This is a genomic window from Mesotoga prima MesG1.Ag.4.2, from assembly GCF_000147715.2.
In the GTDB taxonomy this organism is placed as follows: Bacteria; Thermotogota; Thermotogae; order Petrotogales; family Kosmotogaceae; genus Mesotoga; species Mesotoga prima.
In genome coordinates, this window is sequence record NC_017934.1 from 1,429,880 (window position 1) to 1,451,407 (window position 21,528).

Sequence of the window (21,528 nt, forward strand, 5' to 3'; positions counted from 1 at the left end):
CAGGTTAGATGAAGCTAAAGTCGAAGGCATATGTAAACCTATTACTCGTAGTAATATTCTGGGGATTGACCTTTCCGGTGCAGAAGAACATACTGGAGGGTCTATCCCCGGTATTCTATAATGCGCTTCGTTTTTCGATCGCTCTCTTGATTCTGATTCCCCTGAGAAAGAAGCTCGGCCTCAAGATCACAAATAAGAGCCTTACTCAAGGTTTGATTTTAGGACTTTTCCTTTCGGGAGGATATGTTTTTCAGACGTGGGGACTTGTCTATACAACTGCATCCAAGAGCGCTTTTATTACGTCTCTTTACGTTGGTTTGGTCGCAATCATTGGTCCCGTTGTAGACAGGCGAATCCCCAGCCGCTATCAGATTCTTGCTCTGGGGGTATCATTAATCGGCTTGTATTTTCTTACAACACCCGAGACAGGATTCAACTTTGGTGACCTGCTAACCGCTCTTTGCGCAGTTTCTTTCGCCCTGCATGTCGTTTTGATCTCTTATTTCACCCAGAAGGAAGATGTCGACGAAATGGAGCTTCTCGTTCCTCAATTTGTCGTAGTGCTTCTTGTCAATATGGCGCTGATTCCTTTCGTCAAAGGAAGTGTGTTTATAAACGGTTCAATACTCTTTGTTGCGCTGTTTTCTGCAGTTTTCGCAACTATCTTCGCGGTTGCAGTGCAGTTGAAATATCAGAGGTTTCTCGGTTCCGTAGGAGCCTCTCTGATCTACGTAGGTGAACCGGCCTTCGCACTGTTCTTTGCAATGATCATACTCAGAGAGATTCCGGGTAAAATGGAAGTGGTGGGTTTGCTTCTCATGACTGCTGGAATGGTACTTGGAGGGATCTCGTCCTTCGTAATGCGAGATAGGAGTGTGAAGAAGGGTTGAAAGGAAGGATAATGGTCGTAGAAGACGATATGCATATTGGAAAATTGCTTCGCTTGGAGCTAGGCCATGAAGGATACGAAGTAGAAGTTTTGACCGATGGAAAGGAAGCGCTAAAGCATCTAGAAAAAGAGCTTCCAGATCTTCTTATCCTTGACGTGATGCTTCCCGGTTTGGATGGTTTCTCGGTGCTGGAAGAAATCAGAGAGTATATTTCCACCGATCTTCCCGTTATAATGCTTACCGCTAAAGGTGAAGTTAAGGACAGAATACGAGGTTTGAAGAGCGGTGCAGATGATTACTTGCCGAAACCATTTGTAATTGAGGAACTTCTGGCCAGAATCGAAGCAGTACTTAGACGCAAAGGGAAAGTGGAAAGGATCAGCTACTTCGAAATCACCCTCGATATGCAATCTCGTGAAGCCTTTCTCAATGGAGAACCTCTGCAATTGAGCAAGACCGAGTTTGATCTGCTGGCAGTTCTGCTATCGAACGCTGGAATTGTGATGTCAAAGGAAAGATTACTCGAAAAGGTTTGGGGAAGCGAGGACTGGGGCAACCCCAATGTTGTGGAAGTATATATTAACTACTTGCGTAAGAAACTGGGAAAGACGGGCGAAAGAATAAAAACGGTGAGGGGCTCTGGCTACGTTGTCAGATAGGAGGAAGCTCTCTACAGCGACTCAGGTAGCCATCTACTCGGTGGTTCTGATCGTATCCATTCTCTTTGCCTCGGCCATATTCGTTTATGGAGTCTCCGAAAGTGTCTTCATTCGCAATTACTCCGCAGAGATGAGAAAGATCTTCATGGATTCTCCCATGGGCAAAGGGTTTAGGTATGGCGTGGGAAGAATGGCCATAGGCAGAGGAACTACAGAGTTTTACGTGAGCGTTGATGGAAACGTGGTTCAGAATCCAACAGGACTGAGCAGCGTTCCGGATGTTGAGGGATATGTAAAGACGAGGATAGATGGCAGCTCCTATCTTCTCTACGGATTCTTGAATGGAGAGGAAAAAGTGATTCTCGGTGCAAGAATGGACGATCTCGATTTCTTCCTAGAGAGTCTCGCCACCACTCTCCTTCTTTCAGTCTTGGTTGGTGTTGTCCTTTCAATCATCGGTGGCCTCTTCCTTGGAAGCAGGGTCTCTAAACCTATCAAAGAAACTTCACGTCTGTTAAAGGAGATAACGCTGAATGATCTTTCAAGAAGACTGGAAAGCGATCCGAAGACTTCCGAACTTGCCGAACTCAAAAAAGCACTGAATAGAGCTCTAGACAGAATTCAAGATGGATACACCAGGCAGGAACAGTTTTCATCAGACATTGCGCATGAGATTCGCTCTCCACTGACTTCAATCCTTGGCTTCTCGAGACTGATTCTTCGCTGGGGTTCTGACGACCCAGAGGTTGTCAAGGAAGCCGCTGAAAGTATCTCCGACACAGCCACCAAGATGATGACAATTACTGAATCTCTGCTTTTTCTCTCGAGACCCGAGATCGAACTAAACGAAACAAGTTTCAACCTCAGAGAACTGGTACTCGAGATCACCAATAGCGTTCCAGCCGATCAGTCGGCAGAGATGAAGATCGAGATTCCAGATATCGAAGTCCGAACCGATAGAGTTCTGCTTAAGATAATTGTAAAAATTCTTGTTGAAAATGCCTTGAAGTTTGGAAAGAATGGCCCGATAGAGATCAATTGGTCAGATGGTACATTAAGTGTTAGGGATCATGGCATGGGAATCAACGAGGATGAAAAAGAACGAATATTCAACAGATTCTACAGGGGCGACTCTTCAAGAGGTGGTGAAGGTCATGGATTGGGTCTTTCCATTGCCAGCAAGATCTGTAAGGTGTTGAAACTCTCAATCGATGCAGATAATTGTGAGGATGGAGGAGCAGTATTCAAAGTGGAGGGATTAAGATGAGAATTGCGATATCGGTTGCGGAGCTGGCAGTAACCTGGATAATCATTCCCTTTCTCCTCTTTTCCGGAGCACCGTTTTCAGCGGGATTAGGAGTGACGATAGTCGCTTCGATTATCATCATTTTGTCTCTTCTTCTAGCGATCTATTCTGCTCTTGTGGTATATTACTGGTCCGGAAGACTGCCGACCGTTATATATGGGCCCGAAAAAACCGTTCAAAGCGGCCCATACAGATTTGTTCGCCATCCATTCAACCTGGGTTACATACTTTTCCTTTTCGGTCTTGGATTGTTGAGTGGAAACTATTGGACGCTTCTTTACGTTGCAGTCATAGGCGCAGTGATAGTTGTGTATTCTTTGCTCCAAGAAAAACTCGCTCTGAAAAGAATTGAAGGCTACGAGGACTATAAAGAGAAGATACCTTTCATGATCCCAAATCCCGGAAGAAAGATACCCTTTGATAAATCGACATCCATTCCCTGGCAATTCATCGTGGCATCATTCGTTGTGAAGCTGGTAATTCTGATTGTTCTACCCTCTAAGGTAAAGAATGCAAGAGTGCTCAGAGAAAAGAGGCCCTTCGTTCTCGCTCTTGCTCACCAAACTCATTTCGACGGTCCTCTTATCTTTTACTCGACGTCGCGTTACCTGAGGTTCGTAGGCACCGCAATCTACGTTGATAGACTCGGGTTGCTTAACTGGCTCGCCGTAATTCCTGTCAGAAGATATGCTGTCGATACATCCGCCATAAGACAGATGCTTTCGACAATAAAACAGGGAGTTCCACTGGGAATTGCACCTGAAGCAGCGAGATCATGGGACGGAAGACCACTACATACAAAAAGAGAGATATGGAAGCTTTTCAGGATGTTGAAAATCCCTGTAATCCCAGTGAAGTTTTATGGAGTACAGAGACTTTGGCCTAGATGGGCAAAGATTTTTGCATTGGGGACTTCGACCGTAGAATTCGGTGATCCGGTCGAAGCAGATGATCCCCAGCTAGAAGAAAAAGTGATGGGCTTCCTCGCCAAGGAGGATCCAACCTTCAAGCTTCCTTACCGAAACTACAAACGTATAGAAAAGCTGATCTGGCGCTGTCCAAGCTGTGGCGCCGTTGCCTCTATCAAAGGCTTCAAAACTGGCTTCTCATGTTCTTCGTGCGGAAAAAGCTGGACCAAGCCAACTGTAAACGAAGTAATTCAAATCCACGACAGGATAATGCCTGGAAGCATGGGCCTTTCCTTCCCCATAAAGGATGAGGTAATATTCAATGGAGAGAGGGTAACGGCAAACATATACGAGGACCACGCGATGATCGGAGACTACAAGCTGGATTATAGCGTCATAAATAACTCCAGTATAGAAAAAAGTATAGAACCGGTCTTTGGGATTGCAAATGAAATGGTTAGTTTCGTCTCTACGACCAGCGCACTAATGTGGCAGGAACTGGTAGACTTCCAGATCAAATTCAGACTTAAGAAAGAAAACTATCACACCGATCTCTGGGGATAGCTCCCGGGATGTAACGCTGAATGCCGGGGATGCGGGTTCGTAAGAGCAAAAGGAACTGGTTGACCGTTGAGCGGTTCTCCGTTCTCCGAAGAAAACCCGTTCTTCGTTCCGACGCTCCGCGTCCAGGTTCTTCGTTCTTGGGCAAGGTGATGATTCAAGAGCGTTTGGACTCCAACCAGTCATGAAAAAACAGCACTCACCGGAAACTCTCTTCTGGTTCTCTAGCTTGCAACTGATCTCCACAGCTTAAAGCAGCTTCTAGATACGAGATCCCGATCAGTTTCATATCGGGATGACCAAAGAGGAGAATAGAGATGATGTCTCTGCTTAACACCGATCAGCGGATCCTTGCTTTCTGTCGTTCAGCGGTTCTTAGATGCGAGATCGCGTGCAAAAGCATCACGGGATGACGGAAGTGGATAACGAACATAATCCATATTGGCGCAGACTCTACGGGATAAGAGTGCTTGGAAATAACCGGATGATACAACATGATTTAAGGGCAGGAGACTCTCCCTTCTTGTCATCCTGACAATGCTCCTGTTCAGGATCCCTGTCTTTCGCGGAAAACGGGACAGACAATAGGAGCGTTTGGGAGCCAGTCTGCTAACGCACGCCAGTCGCACTTCGTGCGGCCAGTTCCGACTTAGTCGGGCAGAAGAGCCTTGTTTAGAAGCGGGTTACGAAGTGCGGGTTAGAAAGATCGGGTTTATAAAAGCGGGTTGTCAGAACCGGGTTCTTAAAGAGCGAGATCCCGTGCAGTTTCCCTGAACAGAATCTTTTCAGGGCAGGCGCTACGTGATGACAATTTAAGATGACTGTGCAGTTCTCTTGTAGGGGCGAACGGCCGTTCGCCCGAAAAAGGTCCTGGTTGGAATTTCTGCCTTTTACGCGAAAAATGGGACATGAGGAGAATTGTCAGTCCCTATTTTCGCTCTCATCTTCTCGTGAGCGAAGCGAACGTCTCCGACGTGCTCTTTCTCGGTTTTTACAGCGACCAGCGGGGTTTCGTTCTTAAGCGTTCAGCGGCTCCTAGCCCGCGAAGCGGAACTGGCCACCGAAGGTGACTGGCCTCTGCCGGAGGCAGAGACTGGCCAGGCGGAGCCTGACTGGCCTGCGCAGCAGACTGGCATGTTTTTTTGCAGCCCTAAGACCGCCGACGTTTCATGGCGCATTTCGTCTTATGTTTTATAGTAGAATCACTTCTGTTCTTTGTCTCGGAGGACGGAGAACCGTTGACGGTGGACCTGATAAGGCCTCCTGCCGAAGGCAGCCTTGAGTCCACTGATGCTCCTCAGTGCATTGCGTCCCGGCCCGATCTTCGCCGGCATTGCGTCAAATGTTCTAAAAGGGCATCACTTCTGCTCTTGCCAGACCCTAGACTCCACAACCCTGGTCCCGGTTCTCCCTTCTCCCTTCGTTAATTAGACTGCCTACTTTCATTTACTTAGATGTGCTTTTTCTTTCTTAATGAGTCCACATGATTGTAGTAAGATAGTACTGTTTCGAAACATTCTTTGGAATCCTCAATTATCTTCAGCATTGGATTCTTACGGTCATGGGTCAATAATTCTATCCGGCGAAAATTGGGCTGGTCAACTCAAATGGAGGTGGAGCTTTTGAACTGGAAGAAAGGAATTCCTGCAGTTGTTATCGTTCTATTTGTTGCTGCGTTAGTCCCTGTAGTGGCATTCGGAACGGTAACCGTTCACGAACTAGTCGTTCTGGGCACGACTGATCTTCACGGCTATGTAATGCCCTATGATTATCTTACTGTCAAAGAAGTCAGTGATTACGGGGCTGCAAAGACCTTCACACTGATAAAGTGGGCAAGGGAAATGTACAACAACACCATCTTGATCGACACGGGAGATGCCATTCAGGGTAGCGTTCTCGCAGAGCGTGAAGCGAGAATAGATCCAATCAAGATGGGAGATACTCCCTCGATAATCAAAGCCATGAATATCATGGATTATGACGTAGTTGGAATTGGAAATCACGAATTCAATTTCGGTCTCGAATATCTGGACCTGGCCATTGCTTCCGCTGACTTCCCGATGATCTCGGCAAATCTTTACAACGAAGACACGAAAGAGCTCAGATATGACCCCTATGTGATATTGGAAAGAGAAGTCGACGGAATTCCAATCAAGATTGGCGTTATAGCCTTTTTACCTCCGGAAATAATGATGTGGGACAGAGTCCTCCTCGAAGGAAAAGTCTATGCTGAACCTATAGTAGACGCGGCTGCCAAGTATGTGCCCAAACTACGCGAAGAGGGCGTCGATCTGGTGATAGTCTCCCTTCACCAGGGAAGCTCAGACGCTGAAGCAATACTCGAAAACGTTGAAGGAATAGACGCCATCATCATGGGTCACAGCCACGGGAAAATTGCCGACAAAATAGATGGAGTCCCGGTGACAATGGCAGGAAGCTGGGGAAACTCCTTAGGTTTGATACATTTCCATCTTCTGAACATTGATGGAGAGTGGGAGGTATTTTCTTCATGCCCGCAGTTGTGGCACGTCGACGAAAAAGTCGAGGCTGCTCCGGAGATAGTTGAAGCAGTTAAAGAACAGCACGAAGCCACTATTGATTACGTAATGGCTCCCGTGGGAACGACAGCTGTACCGATCAAGGGCTATTTCAGCAGGGTAATTGATAATGAAGTCACTCAGCTCGTCAACGAAGCCCAGCTTTGGTACGTTAAAGAGTATTTCAAGGGCACTGAATATGAGTCTATGCCTCTCCTTTCAGCTGCAGCTCCGTTTAGAACAAATACCAGTGTAGACGCAGGGGACGTAAGAATTATGAACGCTGCAGATATCTATATATACTCGAACACACTCCATGTTGTGAAGGTGAATGGTCTCGAATTGAAAGGCTGGCTTGAAAAGAGCGCGGAGAATTTCAATCAGATCGATCCTAACAGCACGGAAGAACAGAATTTGCTCGCAAGGTTCTCTTCATACAACTTCGACGTAATCGAAGGAATAGACTATCAGATAGATGTTCGAAACCCCGTAGGTCAGAGAATTGTAAATCTCACTTATGAGGGTGAAGAAGTCGAAGACGACATGGAGTTTCTCGTCGTGACAAACAACTACCGCGCAGGTGGCGGCGGCTATCATCTGGTCGATGCCGACATCGTCCTCTCCTCAACAGTCGAGAATCGAAGCGTAATCATCGACTATATTATCGAGAAGGGCACTATCAATCCAACACCATCCTTCAACTGGTCAATAGTTCCATTCGAGTCTGCCGGAAAGATCACTTTCTCCTCAAGTGATGAAGCGGCAACTCTACCGGAAGAACTTGGAATAAAGGGTATAAAGTACATCGGAGACCGACTCTTTGAAGTAGACCTCATAGAGCTTGCAGAGAACGTCCCTCAGGCGGTTGCCAATTAGGCCCTGAATTACTTTAAACCGGAGGTCCCAGACCTCCGGTTTTTTTGTTCTTCAACTACAATCTTTGCCTTCTTGCGGTGGAGATTTCGAATCACGTTCCATCAAGCCAGTAATTCTGTTGGTTTTCCTGAAACTACTTAACTGAACAAACAAAACCATCGCTTAAGTGGAATATAGAGATTTTTACACGTTTTCTCTGCTCCAATACCTCAAAATGAAACGCACAAATTGCAGCCTTCACTTTTCGTCAGGCTTGTGAAAAGATCAGAAGAAGTGAATGAGCAAAGCAGTTTGAAGGTTCATATGGTCAGAACTTCCCGCTGTCATCATCTACATAGAGGAGTATTTCGGAATCAAATGCAAACCATTAATCAAATGATCTAACTCAAGATCTAGTCGTCGGACCGTCTGTTTTCTATCATGATGTTGGAATTACTTGTCTTCAGAGTGATGAGGAGGCCGTTGCCGCCATTGAGATTACCCTTCATACTTGTAGAAGTTGAGCTGGTTACGGCTACCATAAGATCCTTCAAGTTCACACTGCCATTTGTTGTCGATGCGTCAAACTCAGCCTTCAGAGAGTCATCTACTAAGAGGTTCACTTGTCCGTTAGTGGTCATTATTTCGAAAACACCTGTTTCGGGCAGAAGGGCGTCGCATAGTATTCTTGCGTTGGAAGTTTTCAAGTAATTTTCGCTGCCAAAGAGAGTGCTCTCGGTGATTGTGATGGCGCCATTTGTAGTACTTACCGAAAGGTTCAGATCTCCATCTTCGATTGTAACTGGCGCATTGCTTGTTTCGATCACAAAACTTCCGCTAATTCTTCTTCCGTTGAACGATCCGTTAGTAGATCTAAGTTCCATTGTCCCAGCTGAATCTTCAACAAAAATGGGCGCATTGGATGTCTCAAGCGTGACAGCTCCCGAGGCGGAGATCAATTCCAGACCTCCGTTGCTGCTTCTGCCACTTATAGAAGCTGCGATCGACTTGAAAGTCATTGCACCGTTACTGGTTCTTACTTTTATGTCTTCGAGATGCTTTTTCGGGACACTCAAATATATCGAGGCTCCCTGACCTCTCAGTTCATTTGTTTTCTGAAGTACGGGAGTAACTATCATCAGTTTCCCTTCTTCAATACTAATAACTGGAGTCGTTTTCTTAAGGTACTTATCTTCAAGGTCTTCATTCGAAACCCAAATCGATTGCTCGACAAGTATCTCTATGTAGTCTTTGTCCCAACCTGTCACCGCGACCTTGCCGTTTATCGTTTCAACTTCGATAAACTTAGTGTTCTCGGTAATTGTCTCCGTGAAACTTCTGGTGAATTTTATTCCGGTGATCGACCAGTCGGAAGACATACCGAATCTCGCTATTTCGGGACGAAGGATTACAGCTATACCAATAAGCAGAAGCCCTATTCCAAGCAGTAAACCTGCGACTGCCAAACCCTTGCTTCCACAAGTTCTCATCATAGAACCACTCCTAGCCAATGTTCACTCGAAACTACTCTGCAGAATATATCATCCATCAACGCAGATTTCAACTTATCACATAATTTCTCAATCTAAGTTCCCAACTTTTCATTCATCCAAGAGCAACTCCAAATCGCATAGTCGCTCTTCGAAAATCCTACAAGGGTTTTTCTGTCAAGGTTTATCGGTAGAAACTTATCATTTCCATTTGAGCGATCCAACTACCAGTGAATGAACCTGCAAGATGATTCGTAAGCGCGGAGAAAATTATGAATCGTTGAATGTGATCGAAAAAAGCGACAAGGAAAACGATCGAGACTTCCCGGAGTGGCTTTTCTTACAGGAGATCCGATTAGTTATCGATCCAAACCTATTTATATTGTATATGTTATATGATTGCACTATAAGGATTTTTGGTAATCACGCACCTTCAGGCGACTATTCATTTAAAAACCAAAATCAGCGCTTTCTTGATCAATAAGGATTAGGAGGATCAATAATGGCCGAAAAGAAGTACACAATCGAGGAACTGATGCAAAATGAGACGATTGCATCTTTCGCGGTTTCCGCAGATTCAAGGAAAATTCTCTATTCTTCCGACAAGACTGGCAACTACAACGTATTTGAACTAGATCAAGAGAAGGGAAGGCACAGACAGACTACGTCCCTCGATGAGAACGCATTAGTTTCTTTCATTTTCGAGGACGGAAGCTTCATTTTCGCGATGGATAAGGGTGGAGATGAGCTGCACCATCTCTATCTATTTTCTGATGAAGAGATCAGAGATCTCACCCCTTTCGAAAAAACTAAGTCAGGATTTCACATGAGTGTGGGTGACAAGGTTTACTACTATTCGAACAGGATTGACAAAAGTAGATTCGATCTTTACCGATTCAATGAAGGTGATTTAACAAGCGAGCTGGTCTTCGAAAACAAGGACCTGTTCGAGCTGGGTCCGATTTCCAGTGATGAGAGGTTTATTGCTCTTCGTAAGCTCCGGACTGCAAACGATTCGGATATTTATCTTTATAACTTTGTAAACGGGGATATAAAACTTCTCTCCCCCCATCAAAGTGAAGCAAATTTTAAACCTCTCTTCTTCTCAATAGATTCACTGAAGCTGTACTATGTATCGGATTCGGCCGGAGAGTTCATGACGCTCTGGGAAATGAACATTGAAAGCAGAGTCAGTGAAGAGATCCTTGACTTAGAATGGGACATAATTGCAGGAAGGATGTCGGAAGACGGAGAAAACGCTGTGCTTGTACTGAATAGAGATGGTTTTTCCGAACTCCATGTGATCGAAACGAAAAGCAATTCTCTCAAGATGCCACCTATAAAAACCAGTGGTGTTGTCTATGATCAGTGCTTCAGTAAAGATGGTCAGCTTCTGTATTATCTTTGCGATTCGGCGACATCATCTCCCAACATCTTTTCGATAAACCTCGAGACAAAGAAGACAAAGAAGCTCACTGATTCAATGAGTCGAAACGTGAACAGCAATGATCTTTCCGAAGCATCGGTTCTCCGCTTTGTTTCATATGACGGTCTCGAAGTACCAGGTATTTTCTATCCGCCCAAGAACGTACCTGCCGGCGAGAAAGCCCCCGCCGTTGTGTGGGTCCATGGAGGACCTGGCGGCCAGTCTCTACCGAAATACAGCCCGGAAATCCAATTCATCGCGAATCATGGCTATGCAATCTACGCGGTGAATAACAGAGGAAGCTCCGGTTATGGAAAGAGCTTCTTCAGAGCGGCAGATCACAAGCACGGAGAAGCTGATCTGGATGACTGCGTGGAAGCCGCCAGGTTTCTAGCCACACTTGATTTTATCGATGAAGAAAGAATCGCCATAAATGGAGGGAGCTACGGAGGTTTTATGGTGCTCGCAGCACTGGCTTTTAGGCCGAAGGAGTTCAAGGCAGGTATAGATCTTTTCGGTGTCTCAAACTGGGTGAGAACACTCAAAGAGGTGCCTGCCTGGTGGAAGGCCATTAAAGATCTACTATACACGAAGATTGGAAACCCCTTTGAAGAAGAGGAATACCTCAAGAGCATCTCCCCTCTCTTCCACGCCGAGAGAATTGAAAGGCCACTCCTTGTTCTTCAGGGTGTAAATGATCCAAGAGTATTGAAAGTGGAGTCGGACGAAATCGTTGAGAGCCTTAAGAAAAACGGTGTTCCAGTTGAATATGTTGTATTTGAGGATGAGGGACATGGCTTCAAGAAGAAGGTTAATAGAATCAAAGGGGCTAAAGCAATGCTTGCGTTTCTAGATAAATACCTGCGCTAAAGAAGATGAACATTAGGAACACGGAGCGAGCGGTTCGTTTAACTCAGAATTGTATCTGAAAGAGGGATACAGAGGGTTTCAATTCACCCGCTGAAATGACTGAACAAAAAGGGCGTTTCTGATGTTTCAGCTATTTCGCTGAAAGACACGTCTCTCTTCGCTATCAACAGTGCAGAACGAAGAAAATTAGTCCGCTCTTTCAACTGATGTTCCGGGCGTCGAACACAAAGCGATCCGGACCCTCACAACGCAAGTATTAGTCCACCTTCTCCGGCGTAAGTCGCAATGGCAGGCCCCATCTTTCCAATTATGACTTCAGAGTCGGGGACACGTTTCCTTATCTCTGAAGAAAAGAATTTCGCATCTTCGAGATTGTTAACATGTGTTATGCCAAAGATCTTCTTACCGGTCTTTGCAGATTCCTCGATCAGCTCTATAATTGCCGCTCTGAATCTTTTGTTTCCCCTCACTTTCTTCAGAAGTTTGACCTCCCCATTTACTCCATGCAGGATGATCTTCATGTTGAGAATATTGACCACACTTCCCTGGAACTTACTCAGGCGTCCTCCTTTGACGATGTTTTCTACAGTTGCCAGCGGAATGATTATTTTCACATTATCTCTGTAGATTCTTAGCGCCGATAAAATGTCTTCAACGGTTGCACCGCTTTTAGCCATTCTCGCCGCAATCAAAACTTGAATTCCATGAGAAATAGACCCCGCAAGAGAGTCGAAAACAATCGCCTTGCTGCCTGTCATTTCAGCGCCCAAAACCGCCGACTGGTAAGTACCACTTAGCTTGGATGAAATAGTAATACACAACGGAGTATCGCCCTTCTTCTGAATCTCTTCGAAGATTCCTGCAAAGTCTGCCGGGGAGGGTTGAGAGGTTTTCGGAAGCTCGTGGGATTTGCTCATTGACTGCCAGAATTCCTCCGGAGTTATGTCTATGTCTTCCTTGAACGTTTGATCTTCAACGAAAATGTTCAGGGGAGCAAATGGAATCTCGAACTCCTTTAGAGTATCGATAGGTAGATCACATGAGCTGTCCGTAACTATTTTGATCACAGTACCCCTCCTCTCAGATCCGATAATTAAATTATAGGTCATAGAGAGAAATATCCAATGTTTAGTCGGAGTTTTGGAATACTTTTTGATCCCGTTCATTTAACATCGGCCGATCCCTCTATTCCTTGATAATAAATAGGAAGAGAGCGGGGAAACCGCTCTCTTCTATCTTGGTAAATCGCAACTCTATTTCGCAGAAACAATCTCGTTGAATCTATCAACACTCAAGACTTCAGGAGAATAACTTCCCGCAAGCTTCTCATATTGCCTGAGAAACGCTCTGAGGTGACTCTCCGACCCTCGAAGAAGGTTCTCGTAAACCGTTCTTGTTCTCGAGCCAATCTCTCCTGCAAGAAGTTCTTCGATGTCGGCAATGTCTATCTCTTCTATCAATAAACCGACCTCAACCGCATCCAGTAGAGACTTGCTACCCTTTTCAATTAGCTCGTCGTAAAGCTTTTGAAGCTCCGGATCGGTGAATACACCAATGTCGTTTTCACCGACTGGGTCTTCGAGACCAATCTCACCAATCAGTGAAAGGACAGCATCCGTATGCTGTTGCTCACTTTCGGCGATGTTCTTGAAGACGTTCACGTTCCAAATTTCGTAAAGCACTGTGTAAACATCACGGGCAAGCTTTTCTTCTTCTCTCATGAATACAATTCCATCTTCCTCTGCGGTTAGCCCGCTCGCCAGTGTCATCGTACCGATAATTAGAACCATCAATATTGCTGAAAACAATCTCTTCATATTCAATACCTCCATTATTTGGATCTCGAGGAGATTCTAACCGTCCATTCTTAGAGTTTCCTGAGAATCCTTGCTTATAGTTCGCTTAGAGTCCCGGCCTTATGCAGAACTGCCATAGGAATTATCTTGGCCTGGCAGTCAAGACGAAGTGTCATCTTCTCCAAAAGAGAGTGACTGAAGGATTAAGATGGTCTCAATCTTTCTAGGCGGTCGACCATGGAGGTTAAGGATAGAACCTTTACAAGAGAAAGTCTTTTCAGCTAGTCCTCGAATGCCCTTCTGGCCGCTTTTAGTGCGACAGCCCTGGGTACGAGTCTTGATCCCGTTGCAATGACCTTGTTAATCACTCCGCTTACCACACTTCTCTTACCTTTCTCAAAGGAATCAAGAGCTCTCCTAACAACTTCCTCGGGACTCATCGAGCCGGGAAGTTTCTTTCTGCCTCCCGAAGCAACGTCAAAGAACTCAGTCTTAGTTGGTCCGGGGGACAAAACCATCACTTTGAAACCTTTTGACTTAAGCTCCTCGCTAATCGCCTCGCTGAAACTCAGCACAAAGGCTTTTGTCGCTGCATAGACCGCCATACCAGGCACAGGAAGATAAGCTGCAGTTGAGGCCACGTTAATGACTCCTCCGCCGATGCCTACTCTGCACAAGGTATATTTCTTAGTCAAGTAGTAGAGAGCTCCAATGTTCAAGTTGATCATTTGCATCTCTCTATCTGTTTCCAAATCCTCAAATTGACCTATCATTCCAAACCCAGCATTGTTTATCAGAAGGTCAACTTCGTTTAGGCTTTCTGAGACTCTCAAGAGATCACTTTCACTGGTTAAGTCTGCCTTTAGAGGAGTTGAAACGATGCCATAATCCCTTTCTATTCGGTTTGAAATTGCTTCTAGACGGTCATATCTTCTCGCTACGAGTACCGTTCCAAAGCCTCGTTTGGCAAGTTCATAAGAGAATATTTCACCGATACCCGACGATGCTCCAGTAATTAACGCTTTCTTCAAATTGATCACCCCGGCTATTTAGACTCTTTCCAGCTATTATAGCTCTCTAAACTCTTGCTCGCTTTCGCCGAAGAAAGTTGTATAATTTCATTACTGAATTTTTGGGGGTGATATTGTGAAGAAGGCGGCAATGTTATTGATTCTTGTTCTTGTAGGGAGCGTTTTCGCATCATGGATACCGTTGCAGGACTACTCTACGGTGAAGTACGTCTACAACAAGATCACGTACTTTGAGAACGGAGAGCAGAAGGAAATGCTATACGGAGTGACAATAGATAAGGATGAAGATCAGTACGTCCTGAATTACGATACTACCTACTTTCTGCCGCTCGATACAGAGCTCACCGCAGATATGATGTTCGGGCAGCAATTCTCTATGATGCTATTCACATTCTTGAATCCGATGCTTACTTTCATATATGATGCTATCGATCTCGATGAGCAAATGAACACAAAGCTCTATGGATTCGGTACTTTGAAATATGAAGGACAGCATTCCGTTCAGGGAAAGAATGGAACTTACACTGGAACGAAAGTCTCTCTCTATAATGAAGACGGAGAGCTGTCAATGTACTGGATAATCGATCCGAATATACCTTTTGCTCTGGAGACTTTTATGGGAGAGGATTACGCGGAAGATTCAACTTTGATTAAACTCTGGGATTACGCACTGAATTGATCTCGGCTTCAAAGAAAGGCGCCTTCTTATGAGGCGCCTTTTTTGTTTATAATTGTGAAGCGGCAAACTCGATTCGTCGTGTGCAAATCCTGGTTAAAGAACCCGTTCTTCTCGAATATTCTCCTAATGCAATGGGTAGGGAGTTGTTTCTGAACCTCAATGACTAAGATTTCCAGAGGGGGGCATCGATATGGATTTGATCAGAGTTAGACATAGCTTGCACGAGATACCGGAAATTGGATTCAAAGAGTTTAAGACTCAATCATATATAATGAGCCTTCTTGATCGTCTCGATGTTCCCTACGAGAAGGTATCGGATACCGGGATTTTGGCGCGATGGAAGAAATCCGACGGCCCTTTCACTCTCTTCAGAGCCGATATGGACGCTCTACCGGTATTCGAAGAAACGGGAGTAGAATTCAAGTCCAAACATGAGGGATTCATGCACGCTTGCGGCCACGATGTTCATATGACTATCCTCATTGGCCTGATCGAGAGAGTGGTTGTCGCAAACCTGAAGCGAAATCTCCTGTTCCTATTCCAACCAGCAGAAGAAGGGGGCGGCGGAGCAGAAAGATGTATGCCTGCACTTGAGCAGTACGATATAAAGGAGGCATGGGCACTTCATGTGAACGATGAGTTCCCTGAAGGGACTGTATACTCAAGACCCGGAGTTCTCTTTGCTTCGGCCTTCGAAATGGACTGCACTTTCACGGGAAGATCGGCACATGTCGCTTTTTATAAGAAGGGAAGAGACGCTATCGAGGGAGCTATGGATTTCCTGCAGAGAGTTTACTCCGCTGAAAGAGGAGACTCCGTTCTCAGGTTCGGCTTAATCGAAGGGGGAAGGGTGAGAAACGTAGTAGCCGATTCTTGCACCCTTTACGGAACTGTGAGAACGAGAGCTTATGAGCTTTCGGAGAAGGCGATCTGCGAGCTCGAAGAGCTCGGTAGAGATGTTGCTTCAAGTAGAGGACTCGAGTTCAAGCAGAAGATCGGATCGAAATATCCTCAAGTTCAGGTGGACAAAGACCTTTACGAAAAGCTTTGCGGCCTGGTCGACGTAAATCCTGTGGAAATGAAATACGTAGGTGAAGACTTTGGTGTAATTGCTCTGAAGTATCCCTCCGTTCTTTTCTGGCTAGGCACTGGACGAGAGGAACGCCATGGTCTTCATAACTCAAAGTTCCTGCCTCAGGACTCCGTTATAGAAAAGGGAATTGAGATCTTCTGGAAGGTAGCCAGCAACTAACTCAGATGATTTGAAACCTTCCGTCTGTCAATCTGAGGCTGAACTCTCTGTTGTGATAGATAGGATCCGGTTCTGACTCCTCTGCCACCATGAAAACGGCTCCGGTTATCTCCGAAACCTTCAAAGTCGTATCGTCGGTTCTTTCGAATAGGAAAACAGGAGTATCCATGTAACTCCTGTAAATTGGAGATACGCACCTCCCTCCAATTTTCATCTGACTGAAGAGCACTTCACTCATTCCCGAGAGTGCAACCGTTGAGATTATTTTGTCGTAAGGAGCGTCGCTTTCATAACCGTACCGTCCGTCACCAATCACAAGGCGAACGTTTTTCATACGATAGCGCTCGAAATTTCTCGAAGCGACTGAAGCAACTTCTCTGTCCTTTTCTACGGTGATTACACTTCCCTTCTTTGCCATCTTCCCAAGTATGCAGGCACAGAAACCAGTTCCCGTTCCCAGATCCAACACCCTATCTTCATCTCTCATTCCCAACTCCTCGATCATCGTCACGAGAAGCGACGGTTGGGTCGAAGTGGAGCATACTTTGCCAGAACTGCCAAAGCTCAAAAGGGCTATGTCCTCATATGCCCTGTCGCGCACTTCGGAAGAGACGAAATCGGCCCGATCAAGCTCCATCATGGCGGCCTCTATTCGCGGGTCTTTCAAGTATCCCAACTTCTTCAAGTATCTTATAAGATCAATCATCTCGTTTCTCATTCTTTTTCCCCTAAAAGAAGAGATACTTCACAGCATTTAGAATTACAATTGTCAGCAATATCCATCTCACAAAGCCACTTCCTTTTCTAATCGAAAGCTTCACTGCAAAATATGCGCCGATAACGTTCCCGGCAGCAAGAACCAAACCGGGAACCCAGTATATCATCCCCTTTGAAAGGAAGACAACGAGAGCAAACACCGTATAAACAAAAACAATTACGACCTTTGCGAAGTTTGTTTTCACAAGATCATACCCGTACGTGAGAGTTATTGCTCCAATCAAGAAGAAGCCAACACCTGCTTGCAAAAAACCACCATAGAAGCCCACTCCCAAAAAGATCAGCGCTGTAAGTAGTTGGGAAGGTTTCGAAATATTCGGTTTCCCAGGTTTCAGAAGCACTAGAACTGCTACTGCAAGAAGCATCAACGCAATGACTCTCTCCAGGAGATCCTTTGGAATACTAGAGACGAACATAGAACCAATTACTGATCCAATTGTAGAAAACACAATCGCCGGAACGATCGATTTCTGAAGTCTGATACCCGATGAATGAAAGGTCTTCATTCCAATGGCACTTTCGAATAATACTCCCAGTCTGTTTGTCGCATTTGCAACGGGAGGGGGTATTCCAATCCACATAAGCAACGGGAGTGTGACCATAGAGCCACCTCCCGCAATAACGTTCATGAAACCTGCTGCCACCCCGGCAAGGTAAATCAAGACGATCTGCAAAAATGTCATTTGGGTTTATTTCCTAGTGTGAAGAAGCTTTCGAGTCGTCCATGTCGATCTTCTTCATCAACTTCCTGAGAGATGCCATAAGCGATGCGAACTCGGCCTCGGAAATATTCACCTGATTCGCAATTCTCAAAGGTATCGAAAGAGCCTTTTCTCTCATCTCTTTGCCTTTATTGGTCAATCCAATAATGACGTGCCTTTCATCACCTTGAGATCTTTCTCTTGTTAGTAGGCCAAGTTTTTCCATTCTCTTTAGCAAAGGAGTAAGGGTCCCCGAATCGAGGAAAAGCCTTTCTCCCAGCTCCTTAACTGTAAGCGGTTCCTTTTCCCAAAGGACAAGCATAACCAGATATTGAGGATACGTAATACCAAACTCCGAAAGCACAGGCCTGTACAATCTAGTTATTCCTCGGGAACTGGAATATAGGGCAAAACATAGCTGATTGTCAAGTTTAAGAAGTTCCTCTCCATTGGGAACAGATGGGTTAGTCTTCATTCACCTTACCGCCTCCTCGATTGCAGAGCGAAATGTCTCCGGTTCCTCTTTTGGTTCGAACCTTCCAATAATCTCACCATTTCTATCTATTAAAAACTTCGTGAAGTTCCACTTCACTTTTCCCGAAAACTCCTTTTTTCCTCCGCCACTTGTCAGGTACTCATAAAGTGGATGAATGTTCTTTCCCTTTACATGAATCTTGGAAAACATGGGAAAGGTGATATTGAAGTTAGTGCTGCAAAACGTCTTTATCTCTTCATCACTCCCGGGCTCCTGACGAAGAAAATCGTTAGAGGGGAAACCCAAAACGACAAAGTCCTTTTCCTTGAATTCTTCATAAAGCTGTTGCAGGCCTTCATACTGAGGTGTATATCCACATTTACTCGCAGTATTTACCAGCAGAACAACCTTACCTTTGAAGTCTTCCATAGACTTGTTCCAACCGTCAATAGTAGTCAGTTCAAAGTCATATATGCTCATTACTTCACCTCCTATCTTATTGTACACTATTTAGTTGTATCATGCAAGTAATTTGCACAATAAGCCTTCTCAGTCATTTCACCTTTTGAGACATGAAAGAATTGGTAGCTGCCGAAAAAAGAGTGTTGAAAGCTTCTACATCGAAATCTGTAGTTGATCGATTTCTACTGCAACAAATATAGCTCACATCCGGGTATTCGAGGCAAATGAGTAGGTAAAGTGTTATAAATGAATCATCATATCTGTTTCCTAGATTTTTCTTAAGTAGGTGTTAGTTCTTGATAGATGAGAATACGATTGTAAACAGAATCGAAGAAGCCCTTGTTAAGGCAAACACCATTCTCGATAATCGGGCGAGGGCCTTTCTGAATGACTACACTGGCCCATTTTCGGCTATCCTTCGGGAGAACGCAGTGATTTCGGAGGAGTCGGGACTGCCTTTATGCCAGGACACGGGGTTTATCGAATTCTTTGTATTCATGGGTCATGAAGTAGTCCTTGAAAGACCGATCTCAGAAATCCTCGACCGTGCTGTAAGGAATGCATATTCAAGTAATCCTTACAGGTACTCAGTTGTAAAGGACCCTCTTCATCATAGAGAAAATACCGGCGACAATACCCCGTCGGTAGTTCACACGTTCATCCGGACGGGGAAGAGACTGGAAATTCGTTTTCTGGTGAAGGGGGGAGGAAGCGAGAACCTTTCCAGACTCTTCATGCTCAACCCAACGACAACTCAGCAAGAACTTGTAGATACAATTGTACACTCGGTCTTGGAAAATGGAGCAAGGGGCTGCCCTCCGTTGAAGATTGGAATCGGAATCGGTGGAAGCTCGGAAAAGTCGATGATTCTCTCGAAGCTCGCACTGACAAGAGAGATAAACGTGGCGAATCCCGATCCTTACTACGCTATGCTGGAGGAACGGCTTCTCCGCGAGATAAATAATCTCGGGATCGGTTTTCAAGGCCTTGGCAAAGGTATTACTGCCTACTCAGTGAGTATTGAGACTGCACCTACCCACATCGCCACTCTCCCAGTTTCACTTGCGGTGGACTGCTATCTCTGCAGAAGGGGAGTGGTGGTCTTTGAAGATTGACGATCTTGTTTGCTGTCAGGAACTATACTATACAGGCAAGCTACTGGTTATGAGAGATGCGGCCCAGATGCGTTTGAAAGAACTTCACGAACAAGACCGGCCTTTGCCAGTTAAGTTGGAGGGGGCAGTGGTTTTCTACGCCGGTCCGGCAAAGCCAACCAAGGAAAGCTTTGGAGCTATTGGACCTACTACTTCCATAAGGATGGACTGTTTTCTGGAAATGCTTTTTCAACAGGGTGTTCAGGCTACAATAGGTAAGGGAAAGAGATCGGATCTCTCAACCTCGCTGTGCAGAAGATACGGAAGAGCCTACCTGCTTGCACCGAGTGGAGCTGCAGCTTCGCTATCAAAAAGGATCAAATCGTTACGAGTCATCGCATACGAAGATCTGGGAACCGAAGCAATATATGAAATCGAAGTCGAAGACTTTCCGCTAATTGTTGCAACAGACAAGAATGGTCTGGATATCTTTTCTTTAGAATAGAAGGTGATTTAGTGAATGAAAGAGCGCTGAAACTTCACAAGGATCTCAGGGGAAAGCTTGAGGTAAGAAGCAGGGTGAAAGTTGATAGTATGGAGGCATTGTCTTTGGCATACACTCCGGGGGTCGCAGACGTTTGCCGCACAATCGAGAGAAAAAAGGAACTGGCATATGACTACACCAACAAGTGGAACTACGTCGCAGTTGTCTCAGATGGAACGGCGGTTCTGGGCCTCGGAGACATCGGCCCTGAGGCTGGTTTACCTGTAATGGAGGGAAAGGCAGTTCTTTTTAAGGAATTCGCCAATGTCGATGCCTTTCCTCTGTGTATAGATGTCCATACTGCGGAAGAGATCATTTTCTTTGTAAAGGCTCTCGCTCCAACCTTCGGAGGAATTAACCTGGAAGATATAGCTTCCCCGAAGTGTTTCTTCATCGAAAGAGAGCTCCAGAGAAGTCTCGATATTCCTGTCTTTCACGATGATCAACACGGAGCTGCAATAGTAGCAGTTGCCGCATTACGAAACGCGCTTAAAGTAGTTGGAAAAAAGATCGAAGAACTTAAGATCGCGACGGTTGGAGTCGGTGCTGCCGGCGGAGCAACCATCAAAATGCTTTTGGCCGCTGGTGCGAGGAACATTGTTGCTGTCGATAAGAACGGGATTCTCAACAGAAAAGACTCTCGTACTCTTCTGAATGAGTTTCACTCAGAGATCGTTCGAGAAATAAACCCCGAAAACCTCAGCGGAAATCTTGAAGATGCAGTCAAGGGTGCGGATCTATTCATTGGAACCTCGGTAGCAGGCCTTCTTACACCGGAAATGGTAAGACAAATGGCCCCCGATCCAATCGTATTTGCATTGGCAAATCCTGTACCGGAAATCATGCCAGACCTCGCAAAAGGCGCAGGTGCAGCGATTGTCGCCACTGGCAGATCTGACTTCCCAAACCAGATAAACAATGTACTTGCCTTCCCCGGAATCTTCAGAGGCGCTCTAGATACCAGATCGAGAGAAATAAACGAAGCCATGAAGCTAGCTGCGACCAAAGCTCTCTCTTCAGCAGTACCTGAAGAAAATCTTTCTTCAGACTATATTCTACCGAAACCCTTTGAGCCTGGCATTGCGAGAAGGGTCGCCCTAGCCGTAGCGAAAGCATCGATCGAATCAGGTTGCTCGAGGCTGTCTGGGAACATAGATCTTGACGAGTTAATAGATAGAGGATTGAAGAGGTACTAACGTTGCTCCATTATGAGAA

The 21,528-nt window shown here is 45.4% G+C and carries 19 protein-coding genes; 11 read left to right on the plus strand and 8 right to left on the minus strand.

Annotated features, from left to right (window positions below):
* The first annotated feature begins 8 nt into the window (after positions 1 to 8).
* The 5 genes from THEBA_RS06845 to THEBA_RS06865 all read left to right on the plus strand — a co-directional run bounded on the left by THEBA_RS06845 (position 9) and on the right by THEBA_RS06865 (position 7,737).
* On the plus strand, positions 9 to 890 hold the full coding sequence (locus THEBA_RS06845; protein WP_014730989.1) for a DMT family transporter: 882 nt from the start codon (positions 9 to 11) through the stop codon (positions 888 to 890).
* A complete protein-coding gene (locus THEBA_RS06850; RefSeq protein WP_006486775.1) occupies positions 887 to 1,549 on the plus strand; it encodes a response regulator transcription factor in 663 nt (220 codons plus the stop codon). Before THEBA_RS06845 ends, THEBA_RS06850 begins: the two co-directional genes overlap by 4 nt.
* The gene (locus THEBA_RS06855; RefSeq protein WP_014730990.1) at positions 1,539 to 2,816 is read left to right on the plus strand and encodes a HAMP domain-containing sensor histidine kinase; all 1,278 of its coding nucleotides are present in this window, start codon (positions 1,539 to 1,541) and stop codon (positions 2,814 to 2,816) included. The genes THEBA_RS06850 and THEBA_RS06855 overlap by 11 nt, the downstream gene beginning before the upstream one ends.
* The gene (locus tag THEBA_RS06860; protein WP_014730991.1) at positions 2,813 to 4,327 is read left to right on the plus strand and encodes a 1-acyl-sn-glycerol-3-phosphate acyltransferase; all 1,515 of its coding nucleotides are present in this window, start codon (positions 2,813 to 2,815) and stop codon (positions 4,325 to 4,327) included. The genes THEBA_RS06855 and THEBA_RS06860 overlap by 4 nt, the downstream gene beginning before the upstream one ends.
* A 1,610-nt stretch (positions 4,328 to 5,937) precedes the next feature.
* Positions 5,938 to 7,737, plus strand: a complete 1,800-nt coding sequence (locus THEBA_RS06865) for a bifunctional 2',3'-cyclic-nucleotide 2'-phosphodiesterase/3'-nucleotidase (protein WP_236609247.1) — start codon at positions 5,938 to 5,940, stop codon at positions 7,735 to 7,737.
* A gap of 392 nt (positions 7,738 to 8,129) precedes the next feature.
* Here THEBA_RS06865 and THEBA_RS06870 read toward each other — a convergent pair whose 3' ends face one another.
* Positions 8,130 to 9,209 carry a DUF4097 family beta strand repeat-containing protein gene (locus THEBA_RS06870; protein WP_014730993.1) on the minus strand — a complete coding sequence of 360 codons (1,080 nt, stop codon included), beginning with the start codon at positions 9,207 to 9,209 and terminating at the stop codon, positions 8,130 to 8,132.
* 499 nt (positions 9,210 to 9,708) lie between these two features.
* On the opposite strand from THEBA_RS06870, the gene THEBA_RS06880 reads away from it, so the two are divergent.
* On the plus strand, positions 9,709 to 11,502 hold the full coding sequence (locus THEBA_RS06880; RefSeq protein ID WP_014730994.1) for a S9 family peptidase: 1,794 nt from the start codon (positions 9,709 to 9,711) through the stop codon (positions 11,500 to 11,502).
* A gap of 242 nt (positions 11,503 to 11,744) precedes the next feature.
* Here THEBA_RS06880 and THEBA_RS06885 read toward each other — a convergent pair whose 3' ends face one another.
* From THEBA_RS06885 to THEBA_RS06895, 3 genes are all read right to left on the minus strand, one after another.
* Positions 11,745 to 12,569 (minus strand): DegV family protein, encoded by an 825-nt coding sequence (locus THEBA_RS06885; protein WP_014730995.1) that lies wholly within the window; start codon positions 12,567 to 12,569, stop codon positions 11,745 to 11,747.
* A gap of 186 nt (positions 12,570 to 12,755) precedes the next feature.
* Entirely contained in the window at positions 12,756 to 13,319 is a 564-nt protein-coding gene (locus tag THEBA_RS06890; protein ID WP_014730996.1) for a DUF2202 domain-containing protein, read from the minus strand.
* Between the two features lie 260 nt (positions 13,320 to 13,579).
* Entirely contained in the window at positions 13,580 to 14,338 is a 759-nt protein-coding gene (locus THEBA_RS06895; RefSeq protein WP_014730997.1) for an SDR family NAD(P)-dependent oxidoreductase, read from the minus strand.
* A gap of 106 nt (positions 14,339 to 14,444) precedes the next feature.
* Between THEBA_RS06895 and THEBA_RS06900 the strand changes: the two genes are divergently transcribed.
* Both THEBA_RS06900 and THEBA_RS06905 read left to right on the plus strand, forming a co-directional pair.
* Positions 14,445 to 15,008, plus strand: coding sequence for a hypothetical protein (locus tag THEBA_RS06900; RefSeq protein ID WP_148270005.1), 564 nt, complete (start codon positions 14,445 to 14,447; stop codon positions 15,006 to 15,008).
* Between the two features lie 190 nt (positions 15,009 to 15,198).
* Positions 15,199 to 16,260, plus strand: a complete 1,062-nt coding sequence (locus THEBA_RS06905) for an amidohydrolase (RefSeq protein ID WP_014730999.1) — start codon at positions 15,199 to 15,201, stop codon at positions 16,258 to 16,260.
* 1 nt (position 16,261) lies between these two features.
* On the opposite strand, the gene THEBA_RS06910 is transcribed toward THEBA_RS06905, so the two are convergent.
* The 4 genes from THEBA_RS06910 to THEBA_RS06925 are packed head-to-tail and all read right to left on the minus strand — an operon-like array spanning position 16,262 to position 18,693.
* A complete protein-coding gene (locus THEBA_RS06910) occupies positions 16,262 to 16,978 on the minus strand; it encodes a protein-L-isoaspartate O-methyltransferase family protein (RefSeq protein WP_014731000.1) in 717 nt (238 codons plus the stop codon).
* Between the two features lie 10 nt (positions 16,979 to 16,988).
* Complete coding sequence (locus THEBA_RS06915; protein ID WP_014731001.1) at positions 16,989 to 17,720, minus strand: sulfite exporter TauE/SafE family protein; 732 nt, start codon at positions 17,718 to 17,720, stop codon at positions 16,989 to 16,991.
* Between the two features lie 13 nt (positions 17,721 to 17,733).
* On the minus strand, positions 17,734 to 18,213 hold the full coding sequence (locus THEBA_RS06920; RefSeq protein WP_014731002.1) for a MarR family winged helix-turn-helix transcriptional regulator: 480 nt from the start codon (positions 18,211 to 18,213) through the stop codon (positions 17,734 to 17,736).
* Positions 18,214 to 18,693 (minus strand): glutathione peroxidase, encoded by a 480-nt coding sequence (locus THEBA_RS06925; protein WP_014731003.1) that lies wholly within the window; start codon positions 18,691 to 18,693, stop codon positions 18,214 to 18,216.
* Between the two features lie 278 nt (positions 18,694 to 18,971).
* Here THEBA_RS06925 and THEBA_RS06930 point away from each other — a divergent pair, with 278 nt between their 5' ends.
* Genes THEBA_RS06930 through THEBA_RS06940 form a run of 3 tightly spaced genes read left to right on the plus strand, consistent with a single transcriptional unit; the run spans position 18,972 to position 21,509 of the window.
* Positions 18,972 to 19,790 (plus strand): fumarate hydratase, encoded by an 819-nt coding sequence (locus tag THEBA_RS06930; protein WP_014731004.1) that lies wholly within the window; start codon positions 18,972 to 18,974, stop codon positions 19,788 to 19,790.
* Positions 19,780 to 20,274, plus strand: coding sequence for a FumA C-terminus/TtdB family hydratase beta subunit (locus THEBA_RS06935; protein WP_014731005.1), 495 nt, complete (start codon positions 19,780 to 19,782; stop codon positions 20,272 to 20,274). Before THEBA_RS06930 ends, THEBA_RS06935 begins: the two co-directional genes overlap by 11 nt.
* 11 nt (positions 20,275 to 20,285) lie before the next feature.
* Positions 20,286 to 21,509: an NAD(P)-dependent malic enzyme gene (locus THEBA_RS06940; protein WP_014731006.1), complete on the plus strand. Its 1,224-nt coding sequence runs from the start codon at positions 20,286 to 20,288 to the stop codon at positions 21,507 to 21,509.
* Positions 21,510 to 21,528 lie beyond the last annotated feature (19 nt).

Coding starts and splice junctions, on each gene's coding strand:
- THEBA_RS06910 (WP_014731000.1), bottom strand. CDS start 16,978: ATGAGAAACGAGATGATTGATCTTATAAGATACTTGAAGAAGTTGGGA.
- THEBA_RS06915 (WP_014731001.1), bottom strand. CDS start 17,720: ATGACATTTTTGCAGATCGTCTTGATTTACCTTGCCGGGGTGGCAGCA.
- THEBA_RS06925 (WP_014731003.1), bottom strand. CDS start 18,693: ATGAGCATATATGACTTTGAACTGACTACTATTGACGGTTGGAACAAG.
- THEBA_RS06870 (WP_014730993.1), bottom strand. CDS start 9,209: ATGATGAGAACTTGTGGAAGCAAGGGTTTGGCAGTCGCAGGTTTACTG.
- THEBA_RS06845 (WP_014730989.1), top strand. CDS start 9: ATGAAGCTAAAGTCGAAGGCATATGTAAACCTATTACTCGTAGTAATA.
- THEBA_RS06920 (WP_014731002.1), bottom strand. CDS start 18,213: ATGAAGACTAACCCATCTGTTCCCAATGGAGAGGAACTTCTTAAACTT.
- THEBA_RS06880 (WP_014730994.1), top strand. CDS start 9,709: ATGGCCGAAAAGAAGTACACAATCGAGGAACTGATGCAAAATGAGACG.
- THEBA_RS06890 (WP_014730996.1), bottom strand. CDS start 13,319: ATGAAGAGATTGTTTTCAGCAATATTGATGGTTCTAATTATCGGTACG.
- THEBA_RS06905 (WP_014730999.1), top strand. CDS start 15,199: ATGGATTTGATCAGAGTTAGACATAGCTTGCACGAGATACCGGAAATT.
- THEBA_RS06860 (WP_014730991.1), top strand. CDS start 2,813: ATGAGAATTGCGATATCGGTTGCGGAGCTGGCAGTAACCTGGATAATC.